This is a genomic window from Shewanella sp. BC20 (genome assembly GCF_003129585.1).
In the GTDB taxonomy this organism is placed as follows: Bacteria; Pseudomonadota; Gammaproteobacteria; order Enterobacterales; family Shewanellaceae; genus Shewanella; species Shewanella seohaensis.
The window spans coordinates 1-15,582 of record NZ_NHRI01000025.1; the positions used below are offsets into that span (position 1 = coordinate 1).

The window sequence follows — 15,582 nt, forward strand, 5'->3', positions numbered from 1 at the left end:
TCATGTTATTTGCCTCTTTTGACTTCGCTAAAAATCAAAGATGCATTTAACATGGGTAGGTATACAGGCAAAGCCTCAAATGATGATAACCACCTACTGAAGTAGGTGGTTTTGGGCTAAAAATAAAAAATGCCGCATTCATTGCGGCATTTTTTATTGTCTCTAACAACCGCGAATCAACGCATTGGCAGGTTTTTATCGGCAAACATTTCATCAATCAATTGCTGATCGCGTAATGCCACCGCCTTTTCAACGACATCGCGAGTCAAATGCGGTGCAAAGTGTTGAATAAAATCATACATATAACTACGTAAGAAACTGCCTTTTCTAAAACCAATCTTAGTCGTGCTGTGGGCAAATAAATGGCCCGCATCGATAGCCACTAAGTCTTTATCGATATTAGGGTCAATCGCCATCGAGGCTATCACCCCGACTCCTAAGCCTAAACGTACATAGGTTTTCAGTACATCGGCGCTGGTCGCACTAAAGACCACCCGCGGCTCGAGATTAGCGCGGTTAAAAGCTTTTTCAATCTCCGATGCGCGGTCAAAACCAAACACATAAGTGACTAATGGGAAACGGGCTAAATCTTCGATACTGATATGGGTACGGGTCGCCAAGGGATGATCTTTGGGAACCACAACCGAGCGATTCCAATGGTAACAAGGCAACATGATTAAGTCGGAATACAAGTGCATCGCTTCGGTGGCAATCGCAAAGTCAGCATCGCCACGCGCCGCTTGTTCGCTGATCTGCGATGGCGTGCCTTGGTGCATATGCAGGTTGACTTTAGGATAGCGGTCAATGAATTGGCGAATAATATGGGGTAACGCATACCGCGCCTGCGTATCCGTGGTCGCGATATTCAATTCACCCTGATCAGGTTTAGTGTATTCCTCGGAGACTTTTTTAATGCTTTCGACTTTGCCTAAGATGTCATTGGCAATATTTATCACCTGTTGTCCGGCGGGTGTCACGTGGGTCAAATGTTTACCGCTGCGACCGAAGATTTGAATGCCTAATTCATCTTCCAACATGCGAACTTGCTTACTGATCCCAGGTTGCGATGTATATAAATTTTCCGCGGTGGCCGATACGTTAAGGTTGTGTTTGACGACCTCAGCAATATACCTGAGCTGTTGCAGTTTCATCTTATGTCCTTGTCTCAAACAGGCTGAATTGGATTGGCGAAAATGGCGCAACTCAGTATCAGCTATAATCAATCGTTATAGTATATAGTAAAAATTAAAGCAAATAGGAATATAGAGCACAAGTCTTAAGTTTCATACGACAGAAATGATAACCTAGGCTAAGATAACTATGCTAGTTTATTGATTTATTGTAGCATTAGCCCAATTAGATAAATAATGGAACAGCTATGACATTCACCTTGGTTCTGATCCTCATCGGTGCACTTTTACTGCTTGTTATCGGAATTAACGTTATACAACAACAAAAAGAACGTGCTGAGGCTGAACGTCGCACAGAATTTGCCCGTCAACGCGCAATTATTGATGAAACTGAAACCGTATTGTCCAACACAGGGATGATCCCTTGCAGTACACACATCATTTTAGTGCTCTATCGTCGTGTGCAAGAAGCGTTGGAAATTGCCACCACCTTGTGTGCGAATCAACAGCAATCGGATTTTCAACGTCGTCTTACCGATCTCAAGTCACAAATCGAGACATTACAATCTAACACGCCACAGATGCCCCCTATCGAGAATTTTAGATTGCCGGATAATGACAAGCAGATCTTAGTGTTAGTACAAACACTCAAGAAACTGAAAGCCATTTTACGTGCAGAGCACAACAAGGGCCGAGTCGACCCCAATGTTTTTGCTCAGGAAGAGAATCGTATTGATAGTTTACAGCTACGAATTAATGTCGATTCCATGCTGTCCCGTGCCCGTGCCGCGAGCTTTATGAAGCAATATGGTTCGTCTAAGCAAATGGTCACAAAAGCTTTAGCAACCCTACACGCTATTAAAGCGCAAACACCGAATGATCCTTTTATTGCCCGCAAGGTCGATGAAGCCAAAATGTTGTTAGATGAGATTATGGGTGCACAAAAACTGTCTGCACCTAGTGCGCCTAGACCTAAAAATGAAGAAGATGACATCGATATGCTGTTTCAACCGAAGAAGAAATGGTGATATTGCATTGCTAAATCATTAATTTAGGAATGTTTTCCATAAAAAAGCCAAGTCTGTGACTTGGCTTTTTTATACGTGTTTATGCGCAATATCTCGGTTATCGATACGCCAACATTACAATCGGCGATTGTAAGAACCCTAGATAACAAAATGGGCTCACCTAAGTGAACCCATTTATAACCACGAAGAAAAGGATCCTCAGATCAGGTTACTTCTTAGCTTTCTTCGCCGTCGATTCAGTCACCCATTTACCATTCACATAATGCGCCGACCATCCGGTTGCTTTACCATCAACTTCGGTCGCCACATATTGCTCTTTGGTCTTACGGCTAAACTTAACCGCCGCTTTATTCCCTTCATCATCGGCGATAGGAGCATCAGCAAGATATTGATATTTTGGCCACAATAGCTCGCGATATTTCACTAACTCTTCAACCAGTGGCGCCCGGGTTTCCCGAGATTTAGGGAAAGTACTGGCTGCCAAGAAAATCCCTGCCGCACCGTCACGCAGCACAAAATGCGCATCAGACTTGCTGCATTTCAGCTCAGGCAGATAAATAGGATCTTCTTTTGGTGGCGCAGCTTCACCGTTTTTCAGTAACTTACGAGTATTCTTACATTCCTCGTTAGTACAACCAAAATACTTACCAAAACGGCCGTTTTTCAATTCCATATCATGGCCACAGCGGTCACATTCGATTAATGGACCTTCGTAACCTTTGATCTTAAATTGTCCTTCTTCGACTTCATAACCCTCACAGATAGGGTTATTACCGCAAACATGCAGCTTACGCTTTTCGTCGATAAGGTAGCTGTCCATCGCCGTACCACAAATGCCACAGCGATGCTTGGCGCGTAGTGCATCGGTTTCGGCATCTTCACTGTCGCTAATCGCTTCAATGCCTGGCGTTAAATTCATGGTGGTTTTGCAGCGCTCTTTCGGTGGCAACTCGTAACCCGAACAACCGAGGAATACCCCTGTTGTGCCGGTACGGATCCCCATGGGGCGACCGCAAGTCGGACACTTAATATTGGTCATCACCATTTGATTGAGGCGCATACCGCCTTCTTCTGGTGCCAATTCCGCCTTCTCTAGTTGTTTAGTGAAGTCGGCATAGAAACCATCGAGAACCTTTTTCCAATCCAGCTCACCACTGGCGACATCGTCAAGGGTCTGTTCCATGCTGGCGGTAAAGTCGTAGCTCATCAGCTCGGCAAAACTACCGACTAAACGCTCACTGACAATCTCGCCCATTTTCTCTGCGTAGAAACGGCGGTTTTCAACTTTGACATAACCCCGCTCTTGAATCGTCGAAATAATCGTGGCGTAGGTTGAAGGACGACCGATACCACGCTTCTCTAATTCTTTTACCAATGACGCTTCGCTGTATCTGGCGGGCGGCTTAGTAAAGTGTTGCTTAGGCTCTAATTCGACCAGAGACAACAGATCACCTTCGTTCACCGAGGGCAAGGTATTGTCTTCTTCATTTTTCTTTTTCAATGCGGTTTGAACACGAGTCCAACCGTCAAAGCGCAGGATACGTCCCGTCGCTTTCAGTTCATAGTCACCCGCCTTGACCGTGAGTTTGGTCGCATCGTATTGGGCAGGTGTCATCTGACAAGAGACAAACTGACGCCAAATAAGCTCGTAAAGGCGCTGTGCATCACGCTCCATATCGGTTAATGCAGCCGCTTCGACCTTCACGTTTGATGGACGAATCGCTTCGTGCGCCTCTTGTGCGCCTTCCTTAGAGCCGTAGCGGATCGGTTCGGCAGGTAAATACTTGGCGCCGTATTCCTTGCCGATCATCTCACGCACGCTGTCTAACGCTTCTTGGCTTAAGTTTGTCGAATCGGTACGCATATAAGTGATGTGACCCGCTTCGTACAAGCGCTGGGCCATCATCATGGTTTTCTTCACCCCAAAGCCTAAGCGAGTACTGGCCGCTTGTTGCAGGGTGGAAGTAATAAAAGGAGCCGAAGGTTTACTCTGGGTCGCTTTATCTTCACGAGCGATCACTTTAAAGCTAGCAGAAGATAAGGCTTGAACGGCGGCTAACGCTTGCTGCTCGTTTGTTGGCTCGAAGGCTGAATCTAAGTACTTAACCACTTCCATGCGCAGCGCTTCGCTCGCAGGCGTATTCAGCTGTGCATGCACATCCCAAAACTCTTCAGGTACGAAAGCTTTGATTTCACTTTCACGTTCCACCACGAGACGTACGGCCACGGATTGTACCCGTCCTGCGGATAATCCGCGGGCAACCTTCTTCCACAACAGTGGAGACACCATAAAGCCGACGACACGGTCTAAAAAGCGTCGTGCCTGTTGGGCATTCACCATATTGGTATCGAGGGAAGAAGGTTTACTAAAGGCTTCTTGAATCGCAGATTTGGTGATTTCGTTAAACACAACACGTTGATACCGTGAAGGATCGCCACCAATCACCTCTTGCAAATGCCAGGCGATGGCTTCCCCTTCACGGTCTAAGTCCGTTGCGAGATAGATTTGGTCAGCAGAATCGGCTAAGGCTTGCAGCTCTTTAACGACTTTCTCTTTACCCGGTAGGATTTGATATTTAGCCGCCCAGCCCTTTTCAGGGTTAACGCCCATACGCGACACCAGCGCCTGGTGGTCTTTCACCTTTTTATATCGCGCCTTTTCTTCAGGCGACATCTTCTTCACTTCGGCGGCGGATTTCACCTTTTCATTGCCGTCAGATGAAGAAGAGGTTGGTAGGTCACGGATATGCCCCACGCTCGATTTAACGATGAATTCTTTGCCAAGATATTTATTAATAGTCTTAGCTTTGGCCGGTGATTCGACAATAACTAGCGATTTACCCATAGTTTGATTTGCGCCAAAAAATCTCAAGAAGGTGGAAATTGGCTCCATATATAGAGGGTTGCATTGAGAGTTTCAAGCTAATCCCTCTTTTATATGTACCAGCGAGTCACTTTTTAATCAAAGTTGAAAAAATGTAAAAAAATAATATTGCGTAATTAAAAACTAATATTTCATTATTTGCCAGCAAGCAAGAAATAGTTATGCATTTATCGCGAAAAAGTCGCTTTGAGCACAAAACCGTGCGCTTGTGCCCACAAAAACCTTCAGTATACTGGGTCGCTTCAGGGACCATTTGAATAAATAATAACCTTCCCTATCACAAGGATAAGCAATGAAGCACTTTGAAGCGAATTTCGACGGACTCGTTGGGCCAACCCACAATTATGCCGGTTTGTCTTTTGGCAATGTGGCCTCACTCAACAACGCCGCTTTAGTCTCAAATCCTAAAGCCGCCGCTAAACAAGGTTTGCAAAAAGCCAAAGCACTCGCTGATTTAGGGATGATCCAAGGCATGTTAGCGCCGCAAGAGCGCCCAGATCTTAATACACTGCGCCGAATTGGTTTTTCTGGCAGTGATGCCCAAGTTTTACAACAAGCCGCTAAAACCGCGCCTGCGCTGCTTAATGCCTGTTGCAGTGCTTCGAGTATGTGGACGGCAAATGCTGCAACCGTGTCTCCCAGTGCCGACACCCGTGATGGTAAACTGCATTTTACCCCTGCCAACTTAGTAGATAAGTTACATCGCAGCATCGAGCCCATCACAACGGGGCGCATCTTAACAGCAACTTTCAACGATCCCCACTATTTTCATCATCATAACCATTTACCTGAGCATAATAGCTTCGGTGATGAGGGCGCGGCGAACCATACTCGCCTGTGCCAAGAATATGGTCATGCTGGGGTCGAGCTGTTTGTTTACGGCCAAGAAGCCACCAATCCTAATGCACCAAGACCACAAAAATATCCCGCGAGACAAACCCTCGAAGCGTCGATGGCGATAGCAAGGTTGCACCAACTCGAGGAGGATAACTGCGTCTTTATTCAACAAAATCCCGATGTCATTGACCAAGGGGTATTTCACAATGATGTGATCGCCGTGGGTAACCAAAATGTGCTGTTTTACCATGAGCAGGCATTCTTAAATACACAGGCTAAATTGGATGAAATAAGACGAAAACTCGATACCGAATTATTCTTTATCGAGGTTCCAACGGCCAAAGTAGCGATTAACGATGCGGTAAAGAGCTATCTATTCAATACCCAGATAATCACCCTTCCCTCAGGCGAAATGGCCATCATTGCCCCAACGGACTGCCAAGAAAACCCGGCTGTTTATGCGTATTTAAATGAGCTACTCACGTTAAATACACCAATCAAACAAGTGCTGTATTTCGATGTAAAACAAAGTATGCAAAATGGTGGCGGCCCCGCTTGTTTACGTTTACGTGTAGCCATGAATGAGCGAGAAGTCGCCGCCGTGAATCAACACACTTTACTTAACGATGCTTTATTCGCGCGTTTAAACACTTGGGTGGATAAACACTATCGCGACCGTTTATCGACACAAGATTTAGCCGATCCGCAATTAGTGATTGAATCACGTACCGCATTAGATGAGCTGACCCAAATCATGAAATTGGGAAGTGTATATCCATTCCAACGCTAATGTGATTTGAGCCTAAAATGTGCAGGTAAAAAATAAGGTGCCATTGGCACCTTATTTTTTACCGTTCAAATACTATCAAGCTTTTAATGAATAATAACAGGAATAGTCGCTATAGGAGTAATAAGTCCCTTAGGTGTCACAGCTTCAATTCTCAACGTTCCAGCATCAGGTTGCTCAGCCCCTTTGATCGTAACTGAGTATGGCGCCGATGCATTTTCATTGGAGGAAACCACTGTTACGCTACCTTTACTAGCTAAACTTCCGGCCGTTGTTGTGAATGTAATGGTAGTTCCAGCTGGTAGCGGCTGATTATGCAGATCACCAATAATGAGTGAAACCCCTCCAATACTCTTGCCAATGATGTCAATCGTATTGTTATCGTTCAAACCATCACACGCATCTACCTTGGACTTATCATCGATGCAGCTGTCTACAATAACAGGGCTGGATGACATTGCTTCACTACCAGACATAACCAGAACAAGCGAAGCTCTCACGTTTACCGACTTATTCGATGTTGAACAACCAGAGTGAGGTGTTCCATTTACATCTAACTGACACAAGCTTCCATTATATAATTTATCCGCTTGGTCATATACTCCGTTGGAATTGAAATCAGTAAAGACCTCAGCATCTCCCCCCTCTTCACCACCGGCAACACTTGGGTTAAAAATGTGGTCTTCGTTATGATCAACAAAAGCTTCGCTTAAATCATACGGATTGCCTGATACATCCATTTTATTTAAAAAGCTATCCACTTCAGATGCATCAAAACGACCATTACTATTGGTATCAGGGAAAGATTCTTCACCTATAGCAGTCGCTAAAATCGTCACACGCCCACCATAAGGCTGACCTAATCCGGCATCTAATGAAGGTTCCTTACCTTGCATGGCCAAAGTATCACCTGTAGGACGAGGATTCTGGCTAGTCCATTTAACAGTACAAGCACCATTTACCGTCAAACAAGAAGGTTGAATAACTCCCCCCTCAGTGGTAAAAGAAACCGCTGTTCCATCGGGTACCGGGTTATTGAAAGCGTCCGCTAGTCGAGCAGTCACATCAACTTCAACGCCATCATAATCCCAACCTTCTGGACTTAAGTTCGATGCAGACAAAGAGAAACTATCTTGATCAGGTAGACCTGTTGAAATAACCAATTGATTTGATTGACTAGATATTGCAGGTGAACTCCCGTCAACCGTTGCAGTTACCCTAACACTTGTAGACACAGAACCCGAATTAACTACCGTTTGAACGATGCCTTGACTATTGGTTGTCGCAAACTCTGGGTCAAGGATGATATTACCCACTTTAGTGTTTAATGAAAAATTGACCCGTTGATTACTAACTGGAATACCGTTTTTATCCATTACCTTAAACTTCACAGTTGAGGCTTCTGCACCACCAGTTCCTTTAAGTTTAATAACCTCTGGTAATGCTTCTAAGAAAAAAATACTCCCGACACTTGCTGGTAAAACATTCACAATTGCCTTGGCCGTTAGAGATTTACCACCGACGTTGGCACTAATATTTATCGTGTCATCACCCACACATCCTTTTGCTAGATAAGTACTCGTTGCAACGCCATTTACTGCGACTACAGGAGTACTTAATTCTGCTTCAGCATTTGCCTTTAAAGCACAAACAGAGGTGAATTGAACTTCTACAGGATCAGTAAATGGATTACCAGAATCATCCTGAAGAGAAACAGAAATACTAGAAGTTCCACCAGCTGAAACAGTTGAAGGTTCAACAGTCGCTACACCGTTTTGGAACGGAGAACCACTTCCCATAAATACGTTCGTTGCACCAATACTAAATACTAAGGGTTCAGATTTTTCCCCCGAAAGCAATGTTGCTGTTGCACTACCAGCACCAGGCTGAGAGCTAGCCAAAATTTGAACATACGCAACGCCTTGTTCAGTAACAGCTGTATCTATAGGTAATTCCCCACGAGTACTGGAAAACTGAACAATGGTTTGTTTGGAAATACCCGTCACATTAGCAATAAGATAACCAGGTGAAAGTGACGTGATTGTTGATATGGGAGTTTTTGACTCTAGGTCACTCACCATAATCAAGGATACCTGCGCACCGCCTGTTGATGCTCCACCATCACCTTTAGTTCCAAAATCAACAGGACTGGATGTTACTGCTGTTCCACTAGTGGGTGTATATGTTGCAGTTATCCGACCAGAACCGGGCTTATTTCCAGGTAAAACATCAATAGAGACTTTTCCATCTGTATTAGTAACACCACTTTCAGGTGTTAAAACCCCATCTCCTTCTAAACTAAAAATAATTCGCCCAACATAAGGGCTTCCATTTTTAGTTAACTCTGCAGTCAACTTTCCTGGAGAAGCATTCGAAACTTCAGTTATTGGTTGCCCACTTGAATTTGTCAGCCCCAGTTTAATGACATATTTATCTGATGGTGTAGTGCCAGTGCCATCGTCGGAGATATTGCCTCCGCCGCCACATGCGACCAAGAAAAGTGAACATATTCCTGCGAGAAAAACCTTATACGCTGACTTCATTGTCAGGCTCCCTGTTACTCTGATGATAATACTAAGATTGACGCTTTTAACTTATAGGCTAACATTACACAATTTTCACGTAACTTTTCCAATACTCTCTTATTTTATTTCTCATATTTTGCGCTTAGTTTAACATCGGAACTCATTTAAACTTCTGCATTTTCTTGCTAGGCTTGTCGTCGCCAATATTAGAATGTATAAAAAACACACAGGAATTCCCATGGCAACCTCATCACAAAAGAAATTCGGCCTCACAAGTAAAATTCTGTTCGGTATGGCAACAGGTATTGCTTTAGGTCTCATACTCCGCAATGCCTTTCCAGAAAGCGATATCGTAAAAGACTACATTACAGAAGGTTTCTTACATGTTATCGGCACTATCTTTATCTCAAGTTTGAAAATGCTAGTGGTTCCACTGGTATTTATTTCATTAGTTTGTGGCACTTGCTCACTGAGTGAACCTTCAAAATTAGGTCGTTTAGGCGGCAAAACATTAGCCTTTTATTTGTTCACAACGGCGATTGCTTTAATTCTGGCCATTGTCAGCGCGGTATTAGTTCATCCAGGTAATGCTTCACTCGCTTCCGAAAAAATGGAGTACACAGCCAAAGAAGCGCCTAGTCTTTCAAGTGTCCTAATCAATATAGTGCCAACGAATCCGATGCAGGCCATGAGTGAAGGCAATATGCTGCAGATTATTATCTTTGCGGTGATTTTTGGCTTTGCGATTGCGCATATTGGCGAGCGTGGGAAACGTGTTGCCGCGTTATTTGAAGATTTAAATGAAGTGATCATGCGAGTCGTTACTTTGATCATGCAGCTTGCGCCTTACGGGGTGTTTGCACTGATGGCAAAACTGGCTTTAACGCTAGGTTTGGGAACATTCGAGAGTGTGGTCAAATATTTCTTTGTCGTATTGGTGGTGTTATTGATCCACGCCTTTATCGTCTACCCGACCCTGCTTAAGTTATTCTCAGGCTTAAATCCGCTGATCTTTATTCGTAAGATGCGCGATGTGCAGTTGTTTGCCTTTTCAACCGCAAGCTCTAACGCCACCTTGCCGATTACAATTGAGGCGTCTGAGCACAGACTCGGTGTTGATAACAAAATTGCCTCTTTCACCCTGCCATTAGGCGCCACCATTAACATGGATGGCACGGCCATTATGCAAGGTGTCGCCACGGTATTTATCGCCCAAGTCTTTGGTATTGAATTAACCATTACCGATTATGCTGCCGTTGTTGTGACCGCGACCTTAGCTTCAATCGGTACTGCTGGGGTTCCAGGTGTAGGGTTAATCATGCTAGCTATGGTGCTTAACCAAGTCGGCCTGCCCGTAGAAGGGATTGCTCTTATTATCGGGGTTGACCGACTCCTAGATATGGTGCGTACCGCAGTTAACGTGACGGGTGATTGCGTCGCGACGGTGGTCATTGCCAAGTCTGAAGGCGAATTTAACGAAACCGTATTCAACAATACTCAAGCCGGTAAAGTCGCCAGTAACTTCGATGAGCAAGTGCATAAGGTCGAGTAATACTGACATTAGAATGCCTTTGTCTCTGCTAAAAGCCCAACTTAGTTGGGCTTTTTATTGTCTAATCCTGATTTTGTGAACAAGCAAATAGAATAGTCCTTTAAATGCCGTTACATTAGACCTCGTCAATATAAAACGAGGAGAAAGCTATGTGGTGGAGAGTGAGTTGGATTATTGTCGCCTTTTGGCTGTTAAGTGCGCATTTTCTACGCTATGACCAGCTGCTATTAACTGGGCTATTTGCAGTAGCACCTCTTGGTTTACTCATCAAACATCCAGTCGTCATTCGACTACTGCAAGCGATACTGTGCATCAGTGTGGTTATCGTTTGGGGGACAACCGCAATCGATGCGGTGCAAATGCGTCTTGCCCACGGCGCGCCTTGGATAAGACTCGCTGTAATCATGGGCGGTGTGATGATCTTTAGCTTAGGAGCCGTATGGAGTGCTAATGGGATTTGGCGCAAAACCACGCAATCATAAGCCAAGATGCAATAAAATGATCTTCAACCTCAAGGCAGAGGGATAAATCGGACAATCTCTTTAAAGACAATTAATTAGTACTTATTTTCGCCACTCTATCGGCTCGGTCAGCCAAGGTTAAGTTGTTATTCGTTATGATAAGACAATATTTGGCTCCCGCGTATATTTTGCGTACACTGAGCCCAGTCGACTTTAAGGCATGAGTATTATGAGAATTTTGGTTGTTGAAGATGATCTTATTTTATCCCACCATCTAAAAGTGCAATTAAGCGATTTGGGCAACCAAGTCCAAGTCGCTCTCACCGCCAAGGAAGGATTCTTCCAAGCGACTAACTACCCCATCGATGTGGCCATTGTCGATTTAGGTTTACCCGATCAAGACGGCATTAGCCTTATCCAACAATTACGCGAAGAAGGCGTCAAGGCGCCTATCTTAATCCTAACGGCCCGAGTTAACTGGCAAGATAAAGTCGAAGGCCTCAACGCCGGCGCCGATGACTATTTAGTCAAACCCTTCCAGAAAGAAGAGTTAGTCGCAAGACTCGACGCCTTAGTTAGACGTAGCGCAGGCTTTGTTAAACCCGTCATCACCAGTGGTGAGCTAAAGCTGGATCTTGCCGCCAAGCAAGTGACCCTCGGCAACGAGATTATGGAAGTCACCGCCTTTGAATACCTCATTCTGGAATATCTAATGCGCCATTGTCATGAGGTCGTCGCCAAACAGCGACTCTTAGATGTGATTTATGGTGACAAGGAAGGCGACCCTAATACCATTGAAGTGATGGTGAGCCGTCTACGCAAAAAACTCACCCGTGATGGCATAGACAACCCGATAGCGACCATTCGTGGCCAAGGTTACAAATTCAATCTGCCATGCAATTAAGACTCAAAATGAAGAAACGTCTGCTGACGCGGATGTTTCTCACCTCATTATCAATCATCACCTTAGTCGGATTTGGCCTCGCTTGGATGGTCAATATTCTGCATGCGCAAAATAGCTACAACGAAGAAACCGCGCAGCTTATCGCCGAAATCCCCCAAGTCGCCGCAGAGCTGAGGGAGCACGATTTAATTCCCGACACCAGCGCTTGGTTAGAGGAAAACAACAAGCAAGAACGCTATGTGATGGCGAGCTGCGATGAAAAATTTAAACAGGTATGGACATCTTCCCTCGCCGTCGACCGGGGCTTGTTCGATACTTGCGAACGTTTCAACGAAATCCGTAATGATTCCCCGCCCTACTACCTGACCATGGCCGATGACAGAGGTTACTTCGTGTATTTGCTCGCGGTCGAAATCGCGGGAGTACACTACAACCTGCTGGTGATGAAGGATGCGGCTAAGCTTGAGCAGGAATACAGTAAATTCAGTAAGCGCACTTACATCCGTTTAGCCATGGTGCTCGCCCTCGCACTTATTCTGCTGGTCAGTGCGGCATATTGGGGGATGCGTCCACTGGTGCGGATGCAAAACGAACTGCAATCGATTAACCAAGGTAAGACAAAATCACTATCAGAGGGTTATCCCGTTGAGCTTGAAGGCGTAACTCAAGCCCTTAACCAGCTATTGCAACAATCGAGCGCCCAACAGCAACGTTATCAAAACGCGATGAACGATCTGGCCCACAGTCTAAAAACCCGTCTTGCCGCCGTTCACGCCATTACTGATGACACGACGCTGACGAAGCAATCCGCCAATGAAAAAATCATGGAGCAGATTAGCCAAATGGATCAGCTCGTTAAATATCAACTTAAGCGTGCCATGTTAGGCCGCCAGGGCTTAAAACAGGAGCACACCGCCATTGCCCCGCTGGTCGATCAACTGGCGCAAATGTTATTTAAGATTTATCGCGAAAAGCAGGTGCAATTTAAGGCCAACATCCCCACAAACTTGCAGTTCCCAGGCAATAAGGGCGACTTGATGGAGCTATGCGGCAACTTAATGGAAAATGCCTTCCGTTTATGCATCAGCCAAGTTCAGGTCAGCGCTCGCTTTACGGACCAAGGTGATTTTGAATTAATTGTCGAAGACGATGGGCCCGGGGTTGAAGAAAAGCTGCGCCAAAAAATTATTCAACGGGGCGTGAGAGCCGACACCCAATCCCCAGGACAAGGCATTGGGCTGGCGGTGTGTGATGAGATTGTCAGCAGCTACGGCGGCTATTTGAGTATTGAGGAAAGCCATTTAGAAGGCGCCAAGTTTAGAATTACTATCCCAGCTTAACCGCCTTCTTCACGCGCCGTTAGCTATATACCGCGTATAACTGTTCGGCGCGGTTAAACATCACCCACGACGTGGCAATATATTTATCATTACTGATAGGCATATTGCCGCGATGGGAATGGGTAAAACCTGCCGGCGCAATCACCATAGTGCCTTTCTTTGGTGAAATCTTACGCTGCTGATAATAAAACTCCGTTTCTCCGCCCTCTTCCACATCATTGAGATAGAACATATACAGCACGACGCGATGCAGCGCCTCATTGTGGTTTAGCTGGGGAAACTGCTCCGAATGCCAGTGGGGATACCCACCTTTATTCTTTTGATATTTTTGAATATTAATACTGCCACTGCGGTACAAATATTTTACTAAGGCTTCGGCTCTTGGCTGACCTAAGCGCTCAAAATTATTCGGGGTTAAGGTTACCGCTTGGCCTTGCTCGTCACTCACAGACACTGATACCGCGCCCATTAACGCCATGGAATATTGAGTAAAATAGTCGGCGGCGCCCTTGAGGGTATAGGATAACAGCTCATTTTTGAGGGGCTGTAAATCGGCAAAATTATCTAAGGTAAGATCTCGGCTGATCTTCTTCTCGAGGTCGACCCCATTACCCGTTTGGCCATCAACCACACCTGAATGTTGCTCAAATGCAAGAATGAGACGATCACATAAGTCATCGGGGATAGCATTAGGGTATACTTCGATAAAATCCATATTGGCTCAGTGTTTCGGCTATTTTGTACTCTTACTATGCTGACACGTTAGTTAAGTAATTGTAAAGCTGCATCATTGATATAAAATAACTCCATTGGCTTCACGATAACAAGAATATGAAAAAAAGCTGTAAAGTCTCAGTTCATCAATTACAGGTGGGTAATTTTGTGCGTTTACCCGTGGCCTGGAAAGATCATCCTTTTTTATTCAGTAGCTTTCATATCAAGCAAGCTGCGCAGATCGAGTTAATTAAAAACCTTGGTATTGAACACGTAATTGTTGATTTAGAGCGTAGCGAAACCACGCCTTTGGCCGCTGAGGCCGTCAATCCCATTAAAATTCCCCCTAGCGCAGATATCCATAGTTTAAAAAACGATATGGATATCTATAAAGCCGAACAAATCGAAGTACAAAAAAAGCTGCGCCGCGATATTCACAAAACCGAGCAAAACTTTACCCGCTCGGTTGCTATGATGCGCAGCCTTATCGCCAAACTTCGTAATCGCCCGCTCAACGCCGTGGATGATGCCAAGGATTTAGTGCATACCATAGTCGAGCAACTACTGAACTCCGATAACCTCGTCCTGCACTTAATGAGCGATGCTAAGCAAGATGAGAGCATTTACTACCACTCGCTAAACGTGGCCATACTCTCAATGCTTATCGCCAAAGAAATGGAGTGGGACCGTAGTGAAATCGAATTGGTGGGCTTAAGTGCACTGTTTCACGATGTCGGTAAACTCAAAGTGCCGCCGCAGATTTTGAAAAAGACCACACCTTGGTCCGCGCCAGAGCTAAATTTTATCAAACAACATCCGCTGCTGGGGATTGAACTGCTTAAGCTCGCCGAGAATTTCCCCGAGGCGGCGCTCGCTCCTATCACCAATCACCATGAGTATCTCGATGGCACAGGTTACCCCAAGGGATTAAAGGAAGCAGAACTGGATAAAATCTCCCAGCTGCTCGCTGTCGTGAACGAGTACGACTCGCTTTGTTATCCGAGTAATCAGGGCAAGGCGCGCATGCCCTACGCTGCCTTAGGCTATTTATATAAACAATATAAAACCAAATTAAATCAGGAATATATTGGCAAGATGATCAAAATGCTGGGCATTTATCCGCCGGGAAGTGTGGTGGAGTTGTCGAGCGGTCAATATGCCATGGTGATGTCGGTCAATCTGCAAAAGCTACTGTGCCCGAAAATCCTTGTGTACGATGCGCTCGTGCCTAAAGATCAGGCGCCAATTGTCGATCTAGAAGTCGAAGGGATCAGTATTGTCCGTTGCCTGCCACCCGCGGCACTCCCCGAAAAAGTGCATGAATACCTCAATCCACGTGAACGCGTGAGTTACTACTTTGGTGGCGATAGCCGTAAATAAACCAAAGGGATTCATTCGCCCAATAAAAAGCCGGAGTACT

At 45.2% G+C, this 15,582-nt stretch carries 11 protein-coding genes; 7 read left to right on the plus strand and 4 right to left on the minus strand.

Going from position 1 to position 15,582, the window contains the following annotated elements; genetic code table 11:
• Positions 1 to 176: 176 nt before the first annotated feature.
• Positions 177 to 1,151 carry an HTH-type transcriptional regulator CysB gene (gene cysB, locus CBX96_RS19360; RefSeq protein WP_011622367.1) on the minus strand — a complete coding sequence of 325 codons (975 nt, stop codon included), beginning with the start codon at positions 1,149 to 1,151 and terminating at the stop codon, positions 177 to 179.
• A 227-nt stretch (positions 1,152 to 1,378) separates the two neighbouring features.
• Between cysB and zomB the strand changes: the two genes are divergently transcribed.
• Complete coding sequence (gene zomB / locus CBX96_RS19365) at positions 1,379 to 2,158, plus strand: flagellar motor control protein ZomB (RefSeq protein WP_109287774.1); 780 nt, start codon at positions 1,379 to 1,381, stop codon at positions 2,156 to 2,158.
• Positions 2,159 to 2,366: 208 nt separating this feature from the next.
• Here the strand turns inward: zomB and topA are convergent, their stop codons facing one another.
• On the minus strand, positions 2,367 to 5,003 hold the full coding sequence (gene topA, locus CBX96_RS19370; protein WP_109287804.1) for a type I DNA topoisomerase: 2,637 nt from the start codon (positions 5,001 to 5,003) through the stop codon (positions 2,367 to 2,369).
• Positions 5,004 to 5,334: 331 nt separating this feature from the next.
• On the opposite strand from topA, the gene astB reads away from it, so the two are divergent.
• Positions 5,335 to 6,669, plus strand: coding sequence for an N-succinylarginine dihydrolase (astB, locus tag CBX96_RS19375; protein ID WP_109287775.1), 1,335 nt, complete (start codon positions 5,335 to 5,337; stop codon positions 6,667 to 6,669).
• An 83-nt stretch (positions 6,670 to 6,752) separates the two neighbouring features.
• Here astB and CBX96_RS19380 read toward each other — a convergent pair whose 3' ends face one another.
• Positions 6,753 to 9,209: a hypothetical protein gene (locus tag CBX96_RS19380; RefSeq protein ID WP_109287776.1), complete on the minus strand. Its 2,457-nt coding sequence runs from the start codon at positions 9,207 to 9,209 to the stop codon at positions 6,753 to 6,755.
• Between the two features lie 220 nt (positions 9,210 to 9,429).
• Here CBX96_RS19380 and CBX96_RS19385 point away from each other — a divergent pair, with 220 nt between their 5' ends.
• The 4 genes from CBX96_RS19385 (at position 9,430) to CBX96_RS19400 (ending at position 13,448) form a co-directional block, all read left to right on the plus strand.
• The gene (locus tag CBX96_RS19385; RefSeq protein ID WP_086904056.1) at positions 9,430 to 10,743 is read left to right on the plus strand and encodes a dicarboxylate/amino acid:cation symporter; all 1,314 of its coding nucleotides are present in this window, start codon (positions 9,430 to 9,432) and stop codon (positions 10,741 to 10,743) included.
• A gap of 149 nt (positions 10,744 to 10,892) precedes the next feature.
• Positions 10,893 to 11,225: a hypothetical protein gene (locus CBX96_RS19390; protein ID WP_109287777.1), complete on the plus strand. Its 333-nt coding sequence runs from the start codon at positions 10,893 to 10,895 to the stop codon at positions 11,223 to 11,225.
• Between the two features lie 208 nt (positions 11,226 to 11,433).
• Positions 11,434 to 12,108, plus strand: coding sequence for a response regulator (locus tag CBX96_RS19395; RefSeq protein ID WP_041408752.1), 675 nt, complete (start codon positions 11,434 to 11,436; stop codon positions 12,106 to 12,108).
• Complete coding sequence (locus CBX96_RS19400; protein ID WP_086904054.1) at positions 12,099 to 13,448, plus strand: sensor histidine kinase; 1,350 nt, start codon at positions 12,099 to 12,101, stop codon at positions 13,446 to 13,448. The genes CBX96_RS19395 and CBX96_RS19400 overlap by 10 nt, the downstream gene beginning before the upstream one ends.
• A gap of 19 nt (positions 13,449 to 13,467) precedes the next feature.
• Here the strand turns inward: CBX96_RS19400 and CBX96_RS19405 are convergent, their stop codons facing one another.
• Positions 13,468 to 14,163: a 2OG-Fe(II) oxygenase gene (locus CBX96_RS19405; protein ID WP_109287778.1), complete on the minus strand. Its 696-nt coding sequence runs from the start codon at positions 14,161 to 14,163 to the stop codon at positions 13,468 to 13,470.
• Positions 14,164 to 14,279: 116 nt separating this feature from the next.
• Here CBX96_RS19405 and CBX96_RS19410 point away from each other — a divergent pair, with 116 nt between their 5' ends.
• Positions 14,280 to 15,542: an HD-GYP domain-containing protein gene (locus CBX96_RS19410; protein ID WP_109287779.1), complete on the plus strand. Its 1,263-nt coding sequence runs from the start codon at positions 14,280 to 14,282 to the stop codon at positions 15,540 to 15,542.
• Positions 15,543 to 15,582: the final 40 nt, after the last annotated feature.